This is a genomic window from Sporomusa sp. KB1, assembly GCF_007830295.1.
GTDB lineage: Bacteria > Bacillota > Negativicutes > Sporomusales > Sporomusaceae > Sporomusa.
The window spans coordinates 4,255,539-4,278,011 of record NZ_VLKC01000002.1 but is presented as its reverse complement, the minus strand read 5'-3'; the positions used below and the strand labels follow the sequence as shown (position 1 = coordinate 4,278,011).

General features: G+C 44.1%; 19 protein-coding genes. 2 read left to right on the top strand and 17 right to left on the bottom strand.

From position 1 onward, the window contains the following. Positions 1-42: 42 nt before the first annotated feature. Both SALPA_RS23690 and SALPA_RS23685 read right to left on the bottom strand, forming a co-directional pair. Positions 43-2,592, bottom strand: a complete 2,550-nt coding sequence (locus SALPA_RS23690; RefSeq protein WP_145102213.1) for a glycogen/starch/alpha-glucan phosphorylase — start codon at positions 2,590-2,592, stop codon at positions 43-45. Positions 2,593-2,826: 234 nt separating this feature from the next. After that, positions 2,827-4,065 carry a sugar phosphate nucleotidyltransferase gene (locus tag SALPA_RS23685; protein ID WP_145099868.1) on the bottom strand — a complete coding sequence of 413 codons (1,239 nt, stop codon included), beginning with the start codon at positions 4,063-4,065 and terminating at the stop codon, positions 2,827-2,829. 162 nt (positions 4,066-4,227) lie between these two features. On the opposite strand from SALPA_RS23685, the gene SALPA_RS23680 reads away from it, so the two are divergent. Further along, complete coding sequence (locus SALPA_RS23680; RefSeq protein ID WP_145099865.1) at positions 4,228-4,548, top strand: carbohydrate-binding protein; 321 nt, start codon at positions 4,228-4,230, stop codon at positions 4,546-4,548. A 136-nt stretch (positions 4,549-4,684) separates the two neighbouring features. Here SALPA_RS23680 and SALPA_RS23675 read toward each other — a convergent pair whose 3' ends face one another. The 4 genes from SALPA_RS23675 to SALPA_RS23660 all read right to left on the bottom strand — a co-directional run bounded on the left by SALPA_RS23675 (position 4,685) and on the right by SALPA_RS23660 (position 9,564). Then, positions 4,685-6,025, bottom strand: a complete 1,341-nt coding sequence (locus tag SALPA_RS23675; protein ID WP_145099862.1) for a DnaJ domain-containing protein — start codon at positions 6,023-6,025, stop codon at positions 4,685-4,687. Beyond that, a complete protein-coding gene (locus SALPA_RS23670) occupies positions 6,025-7,860 on the bottom strand; it encodes an Hsp70 family protein (protein ID WP_145099859.1) in 1,836 nt (611 codons plus the stop codon). The genes SALPA_RS23675 and SALPA_RS23670 overlap by 1 nt, the downstream gene beginning before the upstream one ends. Further along, entirely contained in the window at positions 7,853-8,497 is a 645-nt protein-coding gene (gene grpE / locus SALPA_RS23665; RefSeq protein WP_145099856.1) for a nucleotide exchange factor GrpE, read from the bottom strand. Before grpE ends, SALPA_RS23670 begins: the two co-directional genes overlap by 8 nt. A gap of 119 nt (positions 8,498-8,616) precedes the next feature. Then, a complete protein-coding gene (locus SALPA_RS23660) occupies positions 8,617-9,564 on the bottom strand; it encodes a zinc dependent phospholipase C family protein (RefSeq protein WP_145099854.1) in 948 nt (315 codons plus the stop codon). A gap of 247 nt (positions 9,565-9,811) precedes the next feature. Here SALPA_RS23660 and SALPA_RS23655 point away from each other — a divergent pair, with 247 nt between their 5' ends. Continuing rightward, positions 9,812-11,635, top strand: a complete 1,824-nt coding sequence (locus SALPA_RS23655; RefSeq protein WP_186451206.1) for a serine hydrolase — start codon at positions 9,812-9,814, stop codon at positions 11,633-11,635. Between the two features lie 189 nt (positions 11,636-11,824). On the opposite strand, the gene SALPA_RS23650 is transcribed toward SALPA_RS23655, so the two are convergent. The 11 genes from SALPA_RS23650 to dnaK form a co-directional block, all read right to left on the bottom strand. After that, positions 11,825-12,211, bottom strand: a complete 387-nt coding sequence (locus tag SALPA_RS23650) for a hypothetical protein (RefSeq protein WP_145099847.1) — start codon at positions 12,209-12,211, stop codon at positions 11,825-11,827. Positions 12,212-12,219: 8 nt separating this feature from the next. Further along, complete coding sequence (gene floA, locus SALPA_RS23645) at positions 12,220-13,236, bottom strand: flotillin-like protein FloA (protein WP_145099844.1); 1,017 nt, start codon at positions 13,234-13,236, stop codon at positions 12,220-12,222. Between the two features lie 14 nt (positions 13,237-13,250). After that, a complete protein-coding gene (locus SALPA_RS23640) occupies positions 13,251-14,558 on the bottom strand; it encodes a nodulation protein NfeD (RefSeq protein ID WP_145099841.1) in 1,308 nt (435 codons plus the stop codon). A 520-nt stretch (positions 14,559-15,078) separates the two neighbouring features. After that, entirely contained in the window at positions 15,079-15,531 is a 453-nt protein-coding gene (locus SALPA_RS23635; protein WP_145099837.1) for a GatB/YqeY domain-containing protein, read from the bottom strand. Positions 15,532-15,550: 19 nt separating this feature from the next. Beyond that, positions 15,551-15,727, bottom strand: a complete 177-nt coding sequence (gene rpsU / locus SALPA_RS23630; RefSeq protein WP_021167731.1) for a 30S ribosomal protein S21 — start codon at positions 15,725-15,727, stop codon at positions 15,551-15,553. A gap of 96 nt (positions 15,728-15,823) precedes the next feature. Then, positions 15,824-16,171: a histidine triad nucleotide-binding protein gene (locus SALPA_RS23625; RefSeq protein WP_145099834.1), complete on the bottom strand. Its 348-nt coding sequence runs from the start codon at positions 16,169-16,171 to the stop codon at positions 15,824-15,826. An 89-nt stretch (positions 16,172-16,260) separates the two neighbouring features. Next, positions 16,261-17,595: a tRNA (N(6)-L-threonylcarbamoyladenosine(37)-C(2))-methylthiotransferase MtaB gene (gene mtaB, locus SALPA_RS23620; RefSeq protein ID WP_145099831.1), complete on the bottom strand. Its 1,335-nt coding sequence runs from the start codon at positions 17,593-17,595 to the stop codon at positions 16,261-16,263. 2 nt (positions 17,596-17,597) lie between these two features. Beyond that, entirely contained in the window at positions 17,598-18,335 is a 738-nt protein-coding gene (locus tag SALPA_RS23615; protein ID WP_145099828.1) for a 16S rRNA (uracil(1498)-N(3))-methyltransferase, read from the bottom strand. Positions 18,336-18,342: 7 nt separating this feature from the next. Next, positions 18,343-19,281, bottom strand: coding sequence for a 50S ribosomal protein L11 methyltransferase (gene prmA, locus SALPA_RS23610; RefSeq protein WP_145099825.1), 939 nt, complete (start codon positions 19,279-19,281; stop codon positions 18,343-18,345). Positions 19,282-19,323: 42 nt separating this feature from the next. After that, positions 19,324-20,472 carry a molecular chaperone DnaJ gene (dnaJ, locus tag SALPA_RS23605; RefSeq protein ID WP_145099822.1) on the bottom strand — a complete coding sequence of 383 codons (1,149 nt, stop codon included), beginning with the start codon at positions 20,470-20,472 and terminating at the stop codon, positions 19,324-19,326. A gap of 129 nt (positions 20,473-20,601) precedes the next feature. Beyond that, positions 20,602-22,446 (bottom strand): molecular chaperone DnaK, encoded by a 1,845-nt coding sequence (dnaK, locus tag SALPA_RS23600; RefSeq protein ID WP_145099819.1) that lies wholly within the window; start codon positions 22,444-22,446, stop codon positions 20,602-20,604. Positions 22,447-22,473: the final 27 nt, after the last annotated feature.

Sequence of the window (22,473 nt, the reverse complement as noted above, 5' to 3'; positions counted from 1 at the left end):
AAAATTGAAATTCCGTTCTGCACAATGATCATCTCATTTTGCTTATTGTAACGGCATGCTGCTTGACTGATTACTGCGCGTACAACCGGTATGGTGGAAACTCATGAATTCGTCATCTGAGCAATCACAGCGGACAGGATCATCAGGCCGTATTCCCCAAACATTCATAGCATATTTGGTAAATACCCGATCTGCTGCAAATCTCCCCGAATGAGCAATGTTAGCAATACACATTTTTGACCACATCTTATGATCCTTATACCGGCTGTCAAGCAAATTCTGAGCTTCCACATAAGAAGCAAAATCTTTGAGCATAAAGTAACGATCGTTGTGATAGAGCAAGGAGTCGTACAGCACTTTAAACTCATCCCGTCCCTGCGGAAAAAAGCCATTAATAAGCTGCTCGGTAACGGTTTTGATTCTTATATCGCTGTTGTAGATATCCCATGAATTGTAGCCGCCATGCCGGTAATAATTCAGTACTTCCCGGGCAGTGAGTCCAAAAATAATGATATTTTCATCACCCACAACATCGCGAATCTCAATATTGGCGCCATCTAATGTACCAATGGTAACGGCACCGTTCATCATCAATTTCATATTTCCGGTACCGCAAGCCTCCCTGCTGGCAGTAGGAATCTGCTCACTGACATCAGCAGCAGGAATAATAAGTTCAGCCAATGAAACATTATAGTTTTCCATAAATACCACTTTTATTTTGTCACGAATGCTTTTATCGTTATTTACCATATCAGCCAGTGCATGAATTAGTTTAATTGTACATTTTGCCTCAAAATAGCCTGCAGCCGCTTTCCCCCCAAAAATGAAGGTTCGTGGCATGATATCAAGAGACGGACTATCTTTTATCCTGTTGTATAAATCCATAATATGCAGCACATTCATAAGCTGCCTTTTATAGGCATGTATACGTTTTACATGCACGTCGAAAATGGAATTGGCATCAACGTTTACACCATACTTTTCTTTAATATGCTGCGCCAGATTTAGTTTGTTCTGAAATTTGATCTTAGCGACATCCTGTTGAAAACCGGTATCATTGGCATAGCTCATTAACTGCGCCATATCGCAGGGATATTCAATCCAATGCGGCCCAATCTTATCATTTATCAGTGCAGCCAGCGACGGATTGCTCAGCATCAACCAACGTCGATGAGTAACACCATTTGTAATATTTCTAAACTTAGCGGGTGAAAAATGGTAAAAGTCTGCCAGAACCTGCTCTTTGAGAATTTGGGTATGAAGTTTTGCCACCCCATTTACGCAATGACTGCCTACAACAGCCAAATGGGCCATGTGAACTTGTTCATCGGCAATCACTGCCATATGGTGAATATGCTCCCATTCGCCAGGATATTTGCCCCACAGTTCCCGGCAATACCGCTCATTGATTTCGTTAATAATCATAAAAATGCGCGGCAACAAAGTTTTCACCATTTCGACCGGCCACTTTTCCATGGCCTCCGGCAATATCGTATGGTTCGTATAAGATATGGTCTTAGTGGTAATATCCCATGCTTCGTTCCATCCCAGCCTCTCTTCATCCATCAGGATCCTCATAAGCTCAGGAATGGCCAGTGCCGGATGCGTGTCATTGATATGAATAGCTATGTGATTAAATAATTGACCGATATCGGTGTTTACAGCCTTATAATTGCGGATAATGCTTTGCAACCCGGCTGACACCATAAAGTATTGCTGCTTTAGCCTGAGAACCTTGCCTTCATAAGAGCTATCGTCCGGATAGAGGATAGTTGAAATATTTTGCACTGTTTGGGTATATTCAATTGTTCCCTGACAGTCATCACGACTGAACCCAGAGCATACCCAGTCTTGCAATTTTACTTCAGCACTCCATAACCTTAGCGTGTTAGCAATATGGTTTTGGTAACCGACTACAGGAATATCATAGGGAATCGCCATGATTGATTCGTAATTTTCATGAATGTATTCGGTTTTTCCGTTAATCTGTATTCGTATGTTGCCGCCGAATTTAACTTCCACTGCTTCATCCGGCCGTCTGTATTCCCATGGATAGCCGTTTTTCAACCAGTTGTCCGGATACTCCTGCTGATATCCGTTAACAATCTTTTGTTCAAAAAGTCCGTATCGGTAACGTATACCACAGCCATGCCCCGGAATATGTTCAGAAGCCATAGCATCAAGATAACAAGCGGCTAAACGGCCAAGTCCCCCATTACCAAGTCCCGCATCTTCTTCCTGAGCTTCTACTTGCGCCAAATTAATCCCCAACTCATCCAATACTTCCTGGAAAATATCTTTTATTCCCAAATTTAGCAGGTTAGACCCCAATAGTCGCCCCAGCAAAAATTCTATGGAAAAATAATATACCTGTTTGCTATGCGTAGCAGCATAATGCTGTTTGGTAGCAATCCAGTCTTTGCTGATATAGTCCCGCACTACACTGGCTAATGCACTATACCTCTCCCAATCAGAAGACGCGGCTAGTGTTTTTCCATGCAGACTTTTTAATCTATCTAAAAAATGCGCCTTAAACCTTTCTTTCTCAGTCTGGTTTTTCAATTCACCCCATTCATTTCCAAAACTTATCATAGCTAAGGCTGTCTCTGCTTCTACAACCGTCTTTCCATGCCGGTCTTTGCTTTTAACCATCACTTGTTTCCTCCTGTTTCTAAATAGAACTTGCCGTATAACAATTGATATTGCCTTGCCAGCCGCCGCCAATAATCCGACGCCGTAAAGTTTTTCATAATTCATGTCCAGACCTCGCTTTTACAGTCCAGTCTTATTTTCTGCTTGCCTTCAAATACTTTGGCAGTATATGTTTCATCTTCTCACCAAAGAAGGACTGCCAAAATCCAATATTGAGTCGCTTTTTATTTTAGATACAGTCTGTTTTATCTTTTCGCGACTGTCGAGCGCATATATTGGCAAACCATCAGGAATGGTAGAATTTTCACTAGCTACTGCAATCCGCGAATAGCCATCAATATCCCCCAGCAAGCTGTAACCATCTCTAATATATGCCCCAGGTCCAACAATTGCTCGCTCAACACATGCCCCCTCACCAATTACGGTTCCGGGCATAACTACGGAATTTTTAATACTGGCATTTTTCCCAATATATACGTTAGAAAAAATAACCGATCCATTAATTAATCCGTTGATTGAACTACCGCTATGTAAAAGCGAATTTCTTTCTTTATCAAATAAAATGGCAGCCTGGGCCACATCTCCTGCCATGGTAGAAAAAACAGGCCAATTGGCATCTACGAGAGTAAGTGCGGGAGGCTCTCTTAGCAAGTCCATATGCGCATCATACAAACTTTCTACTGTCCCCACGTCTTTCCAATATCCTTTAAATGAATAGGCATACATTTTTTCTTCCTGGCTCAGCATAGTGGGGATAACGTCTTTACCGAAATCATGGCTGGATTTTTTATTGCAAGCATCTTGTAAAAGGTATTTTTTCAAAGTTGCCCAAGTAAAAATATAGACCCCCATAGATGCAAGATTGCTTTGGGAATTAGTTGGTTTTTCGGTAAACTCTGCGATAGCTCCATCTGTCTTAGTAGTCATGATGCCAAACCGATAAGTCTCTGCCCATGGAACAGTGGTAACTGCAACGGTTGCGACTGCACTTTTTTCCTTGTGATAAGCAAGAAGTTCAGTATAATCCATTTTATAAATATGATCACCTGATACTATTAAAATGTACTCCGGGTTAAATTGATCAATAAAATCTACATTTGCATGTACAGCATTAGCAGTTCCAGTATATTCGCTAGCTATACAACTTTGCAGTCTATTTAGTGGAGGTAAAGAATATATTGTCGAACTGGCATCTTGCCGTTTCATCAGGTTTGGAAGCTTAAATGGTTTAGCTGGTGTCAAGACACCTATCGTATCAATATGGGAATTGAAACAATTACTTAGTGTGAAGTCGATGAGACAATGATTTCCGCCAAAAGGTACTACCGGTTTGGGAATAGCTGAAGTTAGTGAGCTAAGACGAGTACCTTTTCCTCCGGCAAGTACCATAGCAATACAATCTTTTTTTTTCATATGCAGCCTCCTCGCAAGATAATACAAATATTGTTCCCACTGAGCTAAAAATTTACATGTACTATTTATTTTTCTATTATTAATGCTTACCAGTAATCTACAGGAATGATGAAATTTAATTGTGAAATACTAAGCTATAGTCGATCAAAAGGAGGAGATAATATGATCTTTAAGGCAAACAGCAACGAGTATTTAGCGAACAGTGTAATTATCAGCCCTACCAATCCCCATCCAGGCGAAGATGTGAAAATCTGCTACAACGGATTATTACCCCAAAGTGGTGCTTCCTGTGTTCATGCTCATATTGGTTATGGCTTTGAATGGCAAAATACTCAGGATGTGCATATGACCAGAACACCTTCTGGTTTTGAGACTACTGTCATAGCTAACAACCATGATACACTATGCGTCTCCTTTAAAGATTCAGCAAATAATTGGGATAATAATAACGGTCTGAACTATAATTTCAATATCCAGCAATGATCCCAAAAGGGACTGTCTCAATAAAATTGAGACAGTCCCTTATTTTTTGGAAGAAAATATGAGAAGCGGTTCTGCAGAACCCGCTTCTCAGTGTACCTAATTAATCTTTGTGTGCCTTTAGCATACATTCACGGAGCTACAACCTTAGGCTTCGTCGTTCTTCCCTGTTTAAACCAGCCGTTTTTTCTTTAAACATTGCCTCCCACCGCTGCTGATAGTGGCGGTATATCACAGGATATCGTTTCTTCAGCAAAATAATACCGGCAGCATAATCTTCATCCATATCTGAAATTTCCTCGTGGAACTCTGGCGGCAGCCAATATGTCATTTCTTCCAGTTCTTCTTCCAATACGTGGAATTCTTCGCTTACCCAGCGCAATGCTTCAATTATAACACCTGGAAACAGTCTTTTATCGTCCAAAATACGGTCAAACTCCCGCATTATCTGCACTACCGTTTGGATTTCGAGCGCATATTGCTGTAAATCCGAATTTTTCTGGTCTGCCATAATGGCTAAATCAATGAATATCTTGGCACTTTGATATTCACTTGCCTCACGGCATTTTTCATATTCCTTACTAAAAATCTTTGAAATATCTGCCGAATCTGCTGTGTTAGTAAAATTCTTTAGCCACTTTTTCGTGGCACTCAACACTCTGTCTGTTTTTTTTCCGCTCTCGTCGAAAGCAATTACCACCTGAATCCAAGCTACATACAGCTCAGCATTAGCCGGTTCAGGTGTCTCAATAGCTTTTATGGCCGTTTCAACCTCTGCCAGCAGTAGCTCCACTTCTCCTGCCTCGCCATAGACATTTATGTATACAGGCCACAGTTTCTTAATAGCATCAGGCTGCCTAGCGGTTACTTTTTGCAATTCATCAAATGCAGCTGTTATCCGTCCCACTTGCAACAGCTGCGTGATTTTTCCTCCCATTATGGTAAGCCACTTATTAGGCCCGGCCTGGCTCATAAGTTCGACAAACTGTCTCTCAAAAGCAGCTACCTCATCACGGTAAATATGTGCATAAGCAAGTGCCAAGCGAGCCTTGGTGTGCAGGGGATCAATCTTAACTGCCCGTTGCAGCAGCTTAACCGACTGGGCTGTTATTCCCCTGCGACCAACTGCCTCATCTAATAAATCTTCAATTGATTCGCCGTATTGGCGTACAATATCATATTCTTTACGTTGCGCAGCATCCCGTAATGTATCATAGGCTTTGCGGATCTGTTCAAACTCTGCCGGGTAGTTCTCAGGCGGATACTGCCTAAGCTTTTGCAAATATCCCCGCTTGATATCCGCAACTTCCGCATCTTGGTTTACCGCCAGCAATGCATAATAATCTTCTACCTTACGGTTGGCTTTTTTACGCCGCCTTATTCCCGCTTTGCCGCCTGGCTTCCCGGTAGTATTCTGTCCGGAAACAGGGCTCTCCTCTTGGGGAAGCAACTCCGCAAACAGCACTTCCTGCTTCGGCATTATTCTTCATCCTCCATCTCCAAATCAATCAACAGATCTGTCGTCTCGTCGATAATTTCTTGGATGTCTGCTGTATTTTCCAGCAGTTTAGCCTCTTCCAGTCTGCGTTTGAGCTTATCTATCTTTCGCCGCTGAAGCTCGTTGCTGTCTGGCATTATTGCCGCTAGCCGGCCTTGCAGCATGCCTATTTCCTCGCGTAGGTCTTCGATAGAAGCCTCTCCGGCCTCGTCCTCCTCATCTTCAATGTCAAAATCAGATAAATCAAATTCGCTTTCCTCATCTATTTCCTCTTTTGGCGCATTTTCATACAAGGCTTGCAGCTTGTCCAGACTTTGCACAAATTGCTGCTTGGAATCCCTTGCTAAGGCATCATGGACAGTCAGTGTCGCTTCCCGGTCATTGCTGACACATTTGGCCGTAACCTCCAAAATGCCATTCAAATTATAACGGTAGGTAATATCAATAGGCTCAACATCCTTATAATTAGCCGGAATATCTTCCAGCAAAAACTCTCCCAAACTGTGATTATATTTTACCAGTTCATGCTCACCCTGATAAATATCAATCTGAACGGTGGTTTGCCCTGGCATGGCTGTATAAAACCGTTCAGTACGCGTGACTGGTATAGTAGTATTGCGGGGAATGATTACACTGAACAAACCATTGCGGGCTATCCCCTGACGCTCGCCTAAAATACTGGTTCCTAACGAGAAGGGAGCCACATCAGTAATAATCAGGCCACTGTCTGCCAACTCACCTGATTTTAAACCAGCCTGCACCGCCGCCCCTAAAGCCACAGCTTCGTCAGGATTAACATCACAACGCGGTTCTTTGCCCAAAAACGCTGTCAGTAGCTCGCGCACACGCGGTATGCGGGTTGAACCGCCTACCAGCAGAATTTCCTGAATCTCAGACACGTCTACCTTGGCGTCAGCTATGGCTCGCCGCACACAATCCACAGTTTCGGTAAGCATGCCCTCAATGAGGCCAACAAAATCTTGCCTGGTAATTTCGGTGGACAGACCCACCGGATGGTTATTTTTCATCATTACTAACGGCAAATGGATGGCTGTTTTTTCGGCAGAGGACAATTCAATCTTAATCTTTTCGGCCTGTTCCTTAAGCAGGCTCTTAGCACGGATATCCTTTAACGGATCAATTCCATGGCTTTTTTTAATCTTGCTTGCCAGCCAATCCACTAACAGCCAGTCAAAATCTTCCCCACCCAGTTGATTATTACCGGCTGATGCTTTTACCTCCAAAATACCACTCATCATCTCTACAACCGAAACGTCAAAGGTGCCGCCGCCTAAATCATATACCAGAATATGCTTGTCTTCCTCAAGCTGTTCTAATCCAAACGCCAAGGCGGCTGCCGTTGGTTCATTAACAATCCGGTCTACCACAAATCCGGCCAATTCCCCCGCTTGCTTCGTCGCCCGGCGCTGCTCGTCAGTAAAATAGGCTGGCACAGTAATAATAGCTTCTTTTTCCCCTTCACCAAACGCATTATCCACATAGCTTTTGAGTTCCCTTAAAATCATGGCCGAAATTTCCTGGGGTGAAAAAGCCTGCTCTGCCATATATACCGGTTCATTAGAACCCATTTTTCGCTTAACTGCCGCTACAACCCGGTCCGGCATAGCTACTTGTGACGCCTTTGCCGCGTCACCTACAAGAATTTTACCCTGCATATCAAGCAAAACTACCGAGGGAATAATTTCCTGTCCCTGCGGCGACGGAATGATCTTCGGTTTGCCGTTAACAATGTATGCCACTGCCGAATTTGTCGTTCCCAAATCGATACCTACTACCGGACGTGCTTTGTTATTCATTGGAACCTTTCCCCTCCTGATATGTAATCACTTGCGCCTTACGCAATAACTGTCCCTCGCCAGTAATAAAACCGCGTTTTACAACTTCTGCTACTTCATAGGGAGTGACAGTCGCCAATTCCGCTGGCCTGATCACACTGCTCACCCCTACAGCCATTTGGGGGTCAAATACCTTGCCCAGGACAGGAATCTCATAAATCCCCATTTCAGCCAATGCGGTTATTATTCGCTGCGCCCACTCCTTAAATAACGGTTGCCAGGCATTATCTTCCGTATGAATAAGCCCGGCAGAAACACTATCAATGTCATCAAGCTGCCTCAGTAATACTTCTAGTGCATATTGATGCTGTTGCTTTAACGCCGCAGCACGTTCTTCACCCGCAACAAGCTGTTGCACCACCAGCAAGCCCTGGGCTAATTGTTCCAGCTTACTCTGCGTTTCCTGTCCGGATTTATACTGCAAACGCGTTAATTTTGTCAGTTGCCCACGGCTCTCTTCCTGCTGCTCCCAACACTCAGTAACCGTATTACTCATAGCAAGCATTATATTTTTTATTTGCTGCAGACTTTCATCCAGCTGCTCTATTCGGGTATCCATTTCTTTATAGTTATTGCTTTTCCAAAAAAACCAGTTCATTATACGCCTTCCTTTTCTACAATTGTGCAGAACTAAATTTTATTATACCATAGTTAGAAAAGACATTTCACCCTAGAAATGCCTGATGCCAAGACCAGCAGGGAACAACAAGGGACGTTTCATGAAAAATATCTCATTAATGAAGGTCTGGCACATTCACTACCAGTTTCCAAAGATACCGCTGGAAATTTCCTAATAACATTTAGATAATCTTCAATCGTTTTGCAGGAGCTAAATTGACAGATAGTTGAAACCATAACCTCAATACAGTTTTCATATATCGTTTTTAGAGATTCCTCAATTACTTTTCCTGATGAAGGATGTTGATACCATTCCGTATTGTCAAACAATTGACGATATGTAGGTGCAATCGATTTAGGATAAAATAATGCACTTATTTTCTTCATTTCATCGTTCGCTAAGCCAACAATGCTTACTAGGCATTTTATAAAATAATTACTGAATAGACCTTGATATTTAATATAATTATTTAAACAGTTCTGAGTCATAGCAACTTCTTTAATTCCCCTATTCCCAAAATATAACAGAGCTAAGTTTGTTATTAATGTAGGTCTATGTAATTGTTCAACTATCACTTTAGCACTTACCGGACCAGTGTATCCCGTCTTTTCTAAATAATATAAATCCAGGTGGGCTTCAATTTCTCTATGTTTAACTATCGCATGGTTTCTTTTATTACTGTCAACATCATAATAACCTGTAAAAAAATATATAAAAGGATGAAATTGACTATCAATTATTATATGAGTAATACATCCTAATACGAATGCAATTACCGAATCATCGGCAGTTTTGAACATAACATAGCTTTGAAGTAATTTTATAATCGGTTCCCAAACATCACACGTTTTAACACCATGAAGTTCACTGGCTTTTTCTGTGAGAGTATGACTATATTTTCCTCTACCGAAAAATGGAATATCATATGCAATTGCACCAACTAAGAATGAAGCATAGTTATTGCTAATCAACTTTTTTAGTTGTTCATCCCGCAGCCGGTTTCCAATTTCCGATGCAAGTATCCAATGGGTTTTATCTTTTGGCATCTAATATTCCTCCTAAAATTTAGTAACCTAAATCTATTTTGAGATTATACTTTACCAAACTAGGCATATTGTTTAATTTATTCTAGCTAAATCCGACAAGTCCCTTGTATATATGCACCATTATTGCTATTTTGAGTAAAATTATTTGTTTGGCGCACGGTTTTCAATACATAACAAGGTATATTATAGAAATGGACGTCATCTGTATTATATATACTAAAGTATAGCGAGTAGGAAGTGAATGTTGATGAAAAAAATAATACGAGCGCTGTTTTGTGTATTGGCAGTGAGCCTGGCCCTCTGGATACCGGGCATCGCTGCAGCGGAAGACGCTGGCGACCAATCGCAGGTGCAAAAACCAACTATCTGTGGAGACTACACAGGAACCCTCGGCACTCTGCACATAAAGCTGCATCTGAAGGTCGACGCCACAGGCACAGTGACAGGTACTCTTGACAGCATCGATCAAGGTGCTATCGGGCTCCCCTGTTCCGACTTTCATCTCGACGGACAATCCATTACCTTCTCCGTTCCCGCCGTCCATGGGACGTGGAAGGGTATCGTCACAGCCGACGGACTCACTGGCACCTGGGACCAAGGAACACCACAGCCCCTGAACTTCGTTTGCGACACTTTTATTCCTGCCGCCAAACCTGCCCCCGTCGATGGCATCTGGTTGGGGACCTTGCAGGGTAACGGCGCTACACTGCGCATCCAGCTACACGTGAAGAGCGATAGCGCAGGACACGAGTTGTGCACTCTTGACAGCCTGGATCAGCACGCCATGGGTCTCGAATGTACCAATGTTGTCTTTTCGGGCGAAGATTTCTCCTTCGATGTTCCAGTAGTTCATGGATACTGGAGTGGAAAGCTCTCCGCAGATGGAAAGGCCCTGACTGGCACATGGAACCAGGGCGTCCCTTTGCCGCTGAATTTCACACGCCAGTCGGTCGAATTAACCGCCACTCCCATTCCGCCGCCCACCTACGACCCTGCTCTGTCTCCCGTAGCAGTAGCCGACCTTCAATCGGTTCTCGACAAGGACATCGCTGAAGCTCTCAAGTCCGGGTGGCTTAGCCCCACAACCGGAACAGGCGTCACCATCGCAGTTGTTGAACACGGGGTTCGCCGTATATTCAGTTATGGCACCGCCAAGCCTGACTCGATTTTCGAAATCGGCTCCATCACAAAGACATTCACCGGGCTCATCCTTTCACAGTTAGTTGAGCAGGGCAAAGTTACGCTCGATGAACCTGTCCGCGAGTTATTGCCGCCCGGAACCGTCGCCAAACCAGCAGGCGATGAAATCACCCTCCTTGATCTCGCCACTCAGCACTCTGGTCTCCCAAGAATGCTGGATAACTTCAAACCTGCCGATTTAGTCAACCCTTATGCCGACTATCATCCGGTCAATCTTTATGAGTTTCTGGCCAACCGAGGTGTTGCCAAACCAGCCACCTCCGGCTTCCTTTACAGCAACCTCGGTTTTGGTCTTCTCGGCCAAGCCCTTGCCGTCCATTCGGGCCTCACTTATCCCGCCCTTCTAAAAGAGGAAGTCGTCGATCCACTCGGACTCAAAGACACAACTGTTTCCCTTACACCCGAACAATTAGTTCGCTTCATCCCCGGCCACAACGGAGATCACCGTCCGGCACACGCCTGGAATATGGACGCTTTGGCCGGAGCAGGAGCCATCCGATCCACGGCAGGAGATATGCTCACCTACCTTGAGGCCAATCTCCATCCTACAGCCTTCAAGCCCATTGCAAAATCCACCGCAGCCGCCACACTCTCCGCCGCGCTCACTCAGCAACATGAACTGCGCGCTGATGCCTTTCCTGGAACACGCATCGCACTTGCCTGGTTCTACGATACTGAATCAGGAAACTACTGGCACAACGGCGCAACCGGTGGCTACAGTTCCTATGCCTTCTTCAATACCAAAGGCGACTATGCCGCCGTGGTATTGCTTAATACTTCTATCGGGAGCACTGGAAGTTTTGCAGACCGTTTGGGCCAACACATCAGCCAGAGATTGGCTGGCAAGCCTGCAATCTCCCTCACCAAATGAGCAGTCGAACCTAAAATTTCCAGTAAATGTAACTATATTCTTATCTTCTTATTCTTACATTTACTGACAAAACCAAAGCCGCCCTTGATGCTTACATAATATTTATAGTAAACCACAAAAGAAAAAGCCTATAAACCTAGTAATTCCACTAGGTTATAGGCTTTAATTCAGTCTACTTTTACCAGCAGGTTATTTAGGGCGCCGCCAAATAGGGCGATAGGCACGCGGTGGCTGAATTATTTCTGAAAAAATCAAGCCATTTTGTATTAGCTGCGGCGAAAGCTTACCTTGCCATGGTGAATCTGCAGCTGTGGTGTGTGGTACGTTTACAGGAGCAGGCATCGTTATCGCTGGTTTCGGAGACGTAACCCAGCTTTTCGGAGCTTCCATGCTAACATCTGTTATTGGTGTAGAAGCAGGCTTACTAATTATATCAATTGGTGGTCTATGAGACGGTTGAGGCACGTTATCCGGAATATCAGGATATTTATAGTCTTTAGGATTTTTTCGCCGTTTTAATAACTCAGGTACAAGATACAATACCAGTAGTAACAGCAACGGAATTAAATTTTCCATAGCTTCACCTACCTATTTTTAGGTTCATCTGTCTTTGGCGCAGTCGAGGTTTCTACCGGCCCTGCTTTGGCAATGGTTTCACGCATTTGCGTATCTGCCAGCACATTATTCATATTATAGTAGTCCATCACGCCAATACGGCCTTCTTTTAGGGCAACCGCAAGCGCTTTCGGTACATCGGCTTGCGACTCTACTACTTTCGCCTGCATTTCCTGCGTGAAAGCCCGCATTTCCTGTTCCTGGGCTACTGCCATAGCGCGACGCTCTTCGGCCTTGGCTTGCGCAATACGCTTCTCGGCTTCCGCCTGGTCGGTCATCAACTCGGCGCCAATATTGCGGCCAACATCAACGTCAGCAATATCAATGGAAAGAATTTCAAACGCAGTGCCGGAATCCAACCCTTTATTCAGTACAGTATGCGAAATAAAATCAGGGTTAGCCAATACATCCCGATGGTCGTCAGTCGAGCCTACAGTAGTAATAATACCTTCACCAACACGGGCTATAACTGTAGCCTCGCCCGCACCACCAACCAAACGATCAATGTTAGCCCTTACAGTAACCCGCGCTTTTACTTTGAGCTCAATACCATTTTTAGCTACCGCTGAAACAAGCGGAGTTTCAATGACTTTGGGGTTAACGCTCATTTGAACAGCCTCAAGCACGTTCCGTCCAGCTAAGTCAATGGCCGCAGAACGTTCAAATGGTAACGGGATTTCAGCACGATGAGCGGCAATCAGAGCATCAATTACCTTATCAACATCACCGCCTGCCAAATAATGGGCTTCAAGCTGATTAACGTGTACAGTAAGGCCTGCTTTGTTAGCCTTAATCAAAGGGAGCACAATATTACTTGGTGGCACCCGTCTGAGCCGCATGCCGACAAGGGTAAAAATACCAACATTGACGCCGGCCGCTAACGCTGAAATCCACAAGCCAAGGGGAACAAAATGCAGAAATAAACTGATAGCAACAATTACCAGTACTACAATAAACGCACTACCTAATAAAGCTGACAAATACACTACCTCCCACTATATTATTGATTAATAAGTCGTACTACAATACGATTGCCGGTTATACTCACCACCTTTACTAATTTATTAGGCGCAATATACTGGCCCTCAGAGACTACATCAAGTTGATTACCATCAATTATTATAGTTCCGGCAGGACGAAGCCCTGTAAGGGTTATTCCTGTTTTATCAAGGTATAGACTATAATCAAGGCTGCTGCTAAAACCCGCACTCTTTGTCTCACTCTCATGTAAAATGAGCCTTGACCACAGTTTGCTTGAAGGCAGACGTTTTACCAATACTAAAAAAACGATAATGGAAACCACTAAACTAATAGCTAATAGATTAATGGCAGCAGCATTAGCCCCTAATGTCAAAAATAAACTGGCAAAGATCGCAATAATACCACTAATTCCAAATAGACCTACACCTGGTGTATAAAGCTCAAGGAATACTAGCAGAATACCTCCCAAAAACAGAAGGATCTCCAGCCAGCCGGCAATCCCGGTAATCCACTGACTGCCAAAAAATAGTGCCGCTGCCAGTAACCCAATCAGGGCAGCTACCCCCAGCCCCGCGGTTTTAATTTCTGTCAACACCGCTAAAAATATAATTGACATTAAAAAAGATTTAACTGTTGGATCAGCCAGCCAGCCTACCGCTTTTTCCTGCCAGCCTAATGTATATTCTATTACCGGGCTGCCTGCAAACCCAAAATGCGTTACCACCGCATCGCGATCAGGTGCCACGATATCAGCAAAACCAACCTTTGTTGCCTGATAATCGGTAAGCGCCAGTATTTGACCTGGTTCAGCATAGCCTGGGAAGCCTAACGATTTATCTACCATGGCTTCAGCTACCTGGGGATTACGGCCGGTTTTGTTCGCTGTTGCAGCAAATTCAGCTTTTAAGGCAGCCACCGTTTTCTCTGTAGTCGGTATTGGTTCTGCAGCGCCAATACTACCACCAGGTGCTATCGCAATATGCTTATGAGAAATCGCAATAAGTGCTCCTGCCGACCACGCCCGGTTTTTTATATAGCAAATAGTTGGCACCGGTGAGCTTATAATCATATCCCGAATACTAACAGCCGAGTCAACCAAGCCGCCAAAGGTATCAATTTCCAGTAAAATAGCCTGTGCCTGTTTACTTTCAGCATCAGCCATAGCCTTGTGAACAAGAGCAGCCTGACCACCATTAATCTCTCCTTTAATGGCGATGCTAATTACTGGTCCGGTTCCAGCGGCTTCAGCCGGCCTGTCCACAATAAATAAGAAAAACAAAGTCACTAACAGTACAATTAAAATTTTATTTACGACGGTATACCGCATAGATTCACCTCACCCCAGAGTTGTTATCTTGCCTTACTAGTATATTCGTCAGCAAATAGCAGCATTCCTGTTTTTCTCTAAAATGTGTTTTGTCGAAAGTTTGAAAATTTTAACTTATTGTTTTTCTATTGACATGTCGATTATTGCATGTTATTGTCTTAATATAGTTTGAGTGAAGCCTTTGTATCATTTTTTTAGCAAACTATCTCTATGATTGCACAATTTAAACATAGCCTATATGTAGCAACTGTTTCTACTACCTGTAGTTTATACTACTACTGATGAAATAACGTACTACTATTCCTACCACAAATTATAGTATCTGTTATAGCAACAACATAGAATTTTGCTTCGCTGACTATAAATAAGACAAGCTTTTGCTTGTCTTATTTTTTTGATACCATACAGCTAGCTGGTTACAGACTTTCTGCCAATACCCCACCTGCCTGCATCTGTAACTTCTTACTGCGAAATACTAAAACTAAAATCCGACGCTTTTAACGCCGGATTTAAATCTGTTCTACTTATTTAAGAACTCGCGCACAACGGTATTTACTAACTTACCATCAGCGCGCCCTTTCACTTTTGGCATCAGCACAGCCATAACCTTGCCCATATCTTTAGCGCTCACAGCTTGAGACTCTTTAACAGCTTCAGCCACAAGCACACGTAACTCTTGCTCGCCTAATTGTTGAGGAAGGTACTGCATCAGAATATCGATTTCGTGTTCAAGGTTCTCCACTAAATCAAGACGATTGCCTTTTTTGAACTCTTCTATCGAATCCCGGCGCATTTTGACTTCTTTAGCCAGTACATCGAGAACCTCCTCTTCAGAAAGTTCTCTTTTTTTGTCAATCTCTACATACTTGATATTAGCACGAACCATACGGATAACAGAAAGCCGCAATTTTCCGGCTTCTTTCGCCTTCATGGCCAGCTTCATATCTTCAGTTAATCTGTCTTTAAGAGACATGAAATTACTCCCTCCGAAACTAGTTAAACTTACGTTTACGCGCTGCTTCGGATTTTTTCTTGCGTTTTACGCTCGGTTTTTCATAATGCTCGCGTTTTCTAACTTCTGCAAGCACCCCGGCTTTTTGGCAAGTGCGCTTGAACCGGCGGAGTGCGCTGTCAAGCGTTTCATTTTTGCCTACTTTAACTTCAGACATCTGATCTCCCTCCCTCCACTAGAACCATTACGAGGAAGTGTACTTGAATAACATACACCTAATTATTATACACTAGCACACTGAATCTTGTCAATATTAACCTGGAGGCCAAGTCATGAATTTACCGCCCAATACATGGAAATGAAGGTGATAAACCGTTTGTCCACCGTTATCTTTGGTATTGATAACGGTGCGGAAGCCATCCTCCGCTAATCCCGCAATGGTTGCTATCTTGGGAATAGTCGCCAAAATATGCCCAAGTAAAGCAGTATCTTCAGGAGCCGCCTCAAGAATATTGTCAATATGCTTCTTAGGTATTACCAGCAAATGTACCGGTGCCGCAGGCTTTATATCAGGAAAAGCAATAAGATATTCGTCCTCATAAACGGCATTTACCGGAATGGTTTTCGCTGCAATTTTACAAAAAATACAGTCCTCCTGCATGGGCATTCCCTCCGCAGTAGATAGTAATATACACTTACTATCTAAAATATTCTGCTTAATTTTATAAACTCCTGCTGAAAATATGGTATTCAAGAAAAATATTCCGTTATTTGACCCCAAAGACCATCTTGATGAAATCGTTCCAGCTTAACAGCAGCAATTCTCCCAATACTTTCCTGGTTACCAGCTGCATATATGCGGGCATAGTTGCCTGTTAAGCCAGAGATAATCCCCTTCGCCTCTACGGTATCAAATAATACATCCAGCTTTTGTCCCAAAAATGACTGGTAAAACGCTCTACTCTGCTTGTCAGCGAGGCGCTGCAAGCGTTGTACACGAATTTTTTTATCTGCTGCTGGCACCTGCTCTGAAAATTCAGCAGCAGGCGTACCAGTACGACGAGAATAAGGAAATACATGAATTTTGGCAAAACCTATTGTGGCAACAAAATTCAGGGTATTTTCAAATAGTTCGTCAGTTTCACCAGGAAACCCTACAATGATATCTGTTGTAATAGCAATCCCCGGCACCTGGGCTTTTATATTGGTAATTAATTCCCTGTACTCAGCTGTAGTGTACTGTCTGTTCATGGCCATTAAGATCTGGTCATCACCTGCTTGTAATGGCAAATGAAGATGCGGACAAAGACGTTTATCGGTTTGCATTAAGGAAATCAATCGATCAGAGAGCTCTATCGATTCAAGTGAGCCCAGTCTAAGGCGCATGAGTCCCTGGACACCAGCCGATAACACCGTCTCAACAGCCTCAACCAATGTGATTTCGGCTCCATTATTATGTACTAAATCGCGGCCAAAAGCGCCAAGATGAATTCCGGTAAGCACAATTTCATTAAATCCTGCTGCCACCAGTTTTTCAGTCTCAACAGCAATGCTGGCAAGTGTTCGGGACCGCAAAGGCCCACGGGCATAGGGAATAATACAATAGGTGCAAAAATTAGTGCAGCCTTCCTGGATTTTCAGAAAAGCCCTTGTTCGTCCAGGCATTGAAAATAGGGGTATATCTTCAAATTCCTTAGCCTGCATAATGTCAGCAACAACATTAACCTGGCGGGTACGGTTATTGTTAGCAGCCTCTTCGACCAGTTCAACAATCCGTGTCCGGTCTTGTGTACCGACAATAACATCAACACCGGGAATTTGTGAGACTTTGTCAGGCGAAACCTGCGAGTAGCAACCAGCAACAGCAATAATAGCCGCTGGATTTTGCCTGCTGGCCCGTCTAATAAGTTGGCGGGATTTTTTTTCGCCAAGATTAGTAACAGAACAAGTATTAATTACATAGATATCGGCATGTTGGTCAAAGTCCACTACTTTGTAGCCACGAACCTTAAACAGGCCTTCCATGACCTCAGTTTCGAACTGATTTACCTTACACCCCAGCGTTGTAAACGCTACTTGTGGCATAGTTAGCCCCCCAAATCGCCGCATTCATACATAACTGCAGAAATAGCTGCTAACGCGGCGGTTTCTGTACGCATAATACGCGGTCCCATGGTTACAATTCTTATGCCATGTTCCTGGCATAAATCAACTTCAGCTGAGCTAAAGCCACCTTCCGGGCCAATAAACAGCACATAGGTCTGGCTGCTAGAATCAGTAAGCGCCTGTTTTATTCCCTGGGCAGCTTGTCCTTCATACAGCATGATTTTATTGGCTGCGGCAAATTCATTATTTTCCAATACCTGCGCCAGACTAGTTACCTGACAAACTTGCGGAATACAGCTGCGGCCACACTGTTTGGCTGCTTCCCGGGCTATTTTCTGCCAGCGCGCTACCTTATCTACCTGTTTGGCAGCGTCGTAGCGAACTACCGAGTGTGCGGTGGCGACCGGAATAATACCATACACACCAAGTTCTACTGCTTTTTGGATAATAAAATCCATCTTTTCGCCTTTAGCTAAGCTTTGAACCAACCAGATGTTAATCGGCGATTCGGTTGTATCTTCAAGAAATTCAAGCAGCCTAAGTTCAATAGCCTCTGGATTTGCCGCTATGATTTCGGCTTTACCCGATTTACCGTCCCGGTCAGATACCAGGACAGTAGCACCGGCACTAAGCCTAAGCACGGAAGCTATATGGCGGGCATCGGCATTCGCAATAACCATATGTTCGCTGAGTGGTGCATCAATAAAGAAACGGCGCATAACAGCGTTACCGGCTGACGCTGTTAGCTACAATGGCTACCCAGCCGCCTTCTTCTATCACTTTATCAATAACAAACTCATTCTCAATCAGCGCTTGGGTAACATCGCTTAAACGCTCACTAATAATACCGCTGGCAATGAAGACACCGGTATTAGCCAGTCGGTTACGGACATCTGGCAGCATTTTTATTATTATGTTAGCAATAATATTGGCAACAATAACATCAGCCTTACCGGTCACACCTGTCAACAGATCTCCCTGGGTAATCGTAACAGTATCTACAACCTTGTTAAAGGTAACATTTTCTGTTGCGACCCGTACTGCCACCGGATCAAGATCAATCGCATGAACCAAAGCTGCGCCCAGCTTAGCTGCAGCTACTGACAAAATACCGGAACCGGTACCCACATCAAAGACAGTATGTCCTGGTTTGATTACATCCTCCAGTGCGCGTATACACATCGAAGTGGTATGATGTGTACCTGTACCGAAAGCCATCCCCGGATCAAGTTCAATAATGATGTCATCTTCAACGGGCAGATATTCTTCCCAGGACGGTTTTATGACAATATGCTCACTTACCCGCACTGGATGAAAATATTCTTTCCAGGACGAGGCCCAATCCTCCTCCTGGACTTCCCGGCAATGTATGCAGCCACGCCCTTTATCAAGATCATGTTCCTTTAGACTGTTGAACCGTTCTTCAAACACGCGCAGTTTATCATCTAAGAACTCGTCAACAGGCAAATAAGCCTTAATAGTTACAACTTCAGTCTCCAGTTCTTCGGGGATGTCGCAGTAATCCCAACTTCCTGAGCGCCGGTAAGTATTAATCAATTCAGGATCTTCTATTACTACCCCGCTTGCCCCTAGATCATGGAAGATATTAGCTACTGCTTCTGTAGCTTCATGGGAGGTTTGAATGCTGATCTCAGACCATTTCATGCGCCATCGCCCCTTAAACTTCAATTAATAAACCACTACCAATTACATAACACCAAAGACGTCTTTAAACTTTTTAAAAAACCCTTTTTCCTCTGCAGTAGGATCAGCCCCGCCAGCATTCGCAAACTCCCGCAACAGGTCTTTTTGGCGATTGGTTAATTTTTTAGGTGTTACTATCTTAACACGCACATGTTGATCGCCACGCCCGTGACCGCGTAAATGCGGAATGCCTTTGTCTTTAACGCGAAATACAGTGCCGGTTTGTGTCCCTTCAGGAACTTTAAGCTGGACTTTACCATCCAGGGTGGGAACTTCAATTTCATCACCCAAGGTAGCCTGCACAAAATTAATTGGTACTTCACAAATAACGTCATTGCCTTCACGTGTAAACAGTTTATGCTGTTTTACAAAAAGATAAACATACAGATCTCCGGGAGGACCGCCACGTTGCCCGGCTTCTCCTTCATGGGTCACTCTAAGCCGGGAACCATTATCAACACCGGCAGGAATTTTAATTTTAATTTTGCGGTTAACGCGCACTTTTCCCCGGCCATGGCACTCTTTACAAGGTGATTTTATAATCTTACCTTCACCATGACAGCGATCACAGGCCTTAACGTTAACCATGCGACCAAACGGAGTATTTTGCGTTACCTGAACTTGGCCTGTGCCGCGGCAGTCAGGACAAGTTTCCGGATGCGTTCCCGGAGCAGAACCTGAACCTTGGCAAGCACTGCAATCTTCGGTACGAGGTACTTGAATTTCCGTATCTAATCCGAAAGCAGCTTCCTCAAATTTAATTTCCATGTCGTAGCGTAAATCAGATCCACGTTCAGGTCCTGGACTGCGACCGCCACCAAACCCTCCGAAACCAGACTGGCCAAAAAACATATCAAATATATCAGAAAATCCACCAGCACCGCCGCCACCGCCAAACCCGCCAGCGCCACCACCGTTAGCAGCATCAAACGCAGCATGACCAAATTGGTCATACTGCGCCCGGCGCTCGGCATTAGATAGAATTTCGTAAGCTTCGTTGACTTCTTTGAACTGTTCTTCGGTTTCCTTAGGGTTATCGCGGTTAACGTCAGGATGGTACTTGCGGGCCAATTTACGGTACGCCTTTTTCAACTCATCTTCAGATGCTGTTTTGGCTACACCCAGCACTTCATAATAGTCTCGCTTACTCACTTCACACCATCCCAGCTATTTTATCTTTTGCGGCGAGTTAAGACTCCCGCCTCTGCAGGCGGCATTTTGTTCAGGTGGGGTAGACTCCCCACCTGAACCCGCCGATGTTTCAGCTATGCTGAAACAAGTTTATTTCTTATCTTCATCCACCACTTTATATTCAGCATCAACTACTTTGTCGTCCTGAGGAGCAGCGCCCTCAGGAGCTTGTTGACCGCCTGGTTGTGCACCTTCGGCTTGCGCCGTTGCCTGATACATAGCAGTTGATAATTCATAGAGCGGCTTGGTAAGAGCTTCGGTATCAGCCTTGATCACTTCAATGTCACTGCCTTTTAACGACTCTTTAAGTTTGTCAGCAGCTTGTTGAACTTGCTCTACCAGTGCTTTGTCGGCCTTATCACCAAATTCTTTAATGGTTTTTTCCGCATTATAGACCAAAGAATCAGCATTGTTGCGTACTTCTATTTCATCTTTGCGTTTTTTATCTTCAGCTGCGTGGGATTCGGCCTCTTTAACCATTTTTTCTACTTCATCTTTATCCAGACCGCCAGAAGAAGTAATGGTAATCTTTTGTTCTTTACCTGTACCTAAATCCTTTGCTGATACATGAACAATACCATTGGCATCAATGTCAAAGCTAACTTCAATGCGTGGTACACCCCGGGGAGCTGGCGGAATACCTGAAAGTTCAAAACGTCCCAGGGTTTTATTATAGGAGGCCATTTCCCGCTCGCCCTGGAGGACATGAATATCAACAGATGGCTGATTATCGGCAGCAGTCGAGAAGGTTTGGCTCTTGGAAGTCGGAATAGTGGTATTGCGGTCAATAATTTTGGTGAAAACCCCGCCCAGAGTTTCAATACCCAAAGACAGTGGGGTAACATCTAACAGCAGTACGTCTTTGACTTCGCCGACAAGTACACCGGCTTGGATAGCTGCGCCAACAGCCACGCACTCGTCCGGGTTAACCCCTTTGTGTGGTTCCTTGCCTAAAGACTTTTTAATGGCTTCCTGAACAGCAGGAATACGGGTAGAACCACCAACAAGAATAACTTTAGCAATATCGCTCGCAGATAATCCGGCATCACTTAATGCCTGACGGGTTGGTCCCATAGTAGATTCGACAAGATCAGCTGTTAACTCATCAAATTTGGCACGAGTCAGGTTGAGATCAAGATGTTTTGGGCCAGTTTGGTCAGCCGTTATAAACGGTAGATTAACATTGCTAGTAAGTACCCCTGACAACTCAATCTTAGCTTTTTCAGCAGCTTCTTTCAGACGCTGCATAGCCATGCGGTCACTGGACAAATCAATACCCTGTTCTTTTTTGAATTCGCTTACCAGCCAATTTACAACGCGCTCATCAAAATCATCACCACCAAGACGGTTATTGCCGCTGGTAGCCTTAACTTCGAATACACCGTCACCTAACTCAAGAATAGACACATCAAAGGTGCCGCCACCTAAATCAAATACCAACACAGTATGGTCATTACTTTTCTCCATACCATACGCCAGAGCAGCTGCTGTAGGCTCGTTAATAATACGCAGCACTTCCAGGCCGGCGATAGCACCAGCATCCTTTGTGGCTTGGCGTTGACTGTCAGTAAAGTAGGCAGGTACAGTAATTACTGCCTGACTTACAGTTTCACCAAGATACGCTTCGGCATCGGCTTTAAGTTTTTGCAAAATCATTGCCGAAATTTCCTGGGGAGTATAGTCTTTTCCTTCAATAGTTACCTTATAAGTAGTACCCATATGACGTTTGATGGAGCTAACAGTACCGTCAGGATTAGATACTGCCTGCCGCTTAGCTATCTGCCCGATAAGGCGTTCACCATTTTTTGAAAAACCTACAACTGAAGGGGTAATACGACTGCCTTCCGGATTTGGAATAACAACAGGTTCGCCGCCTTCCATTACAGCCACACATGAGTTAGTAGTACCAAGGTCAATACCAATTACTTTTGCCATTATCGAATTCCTCCTTAAGTAAAAATC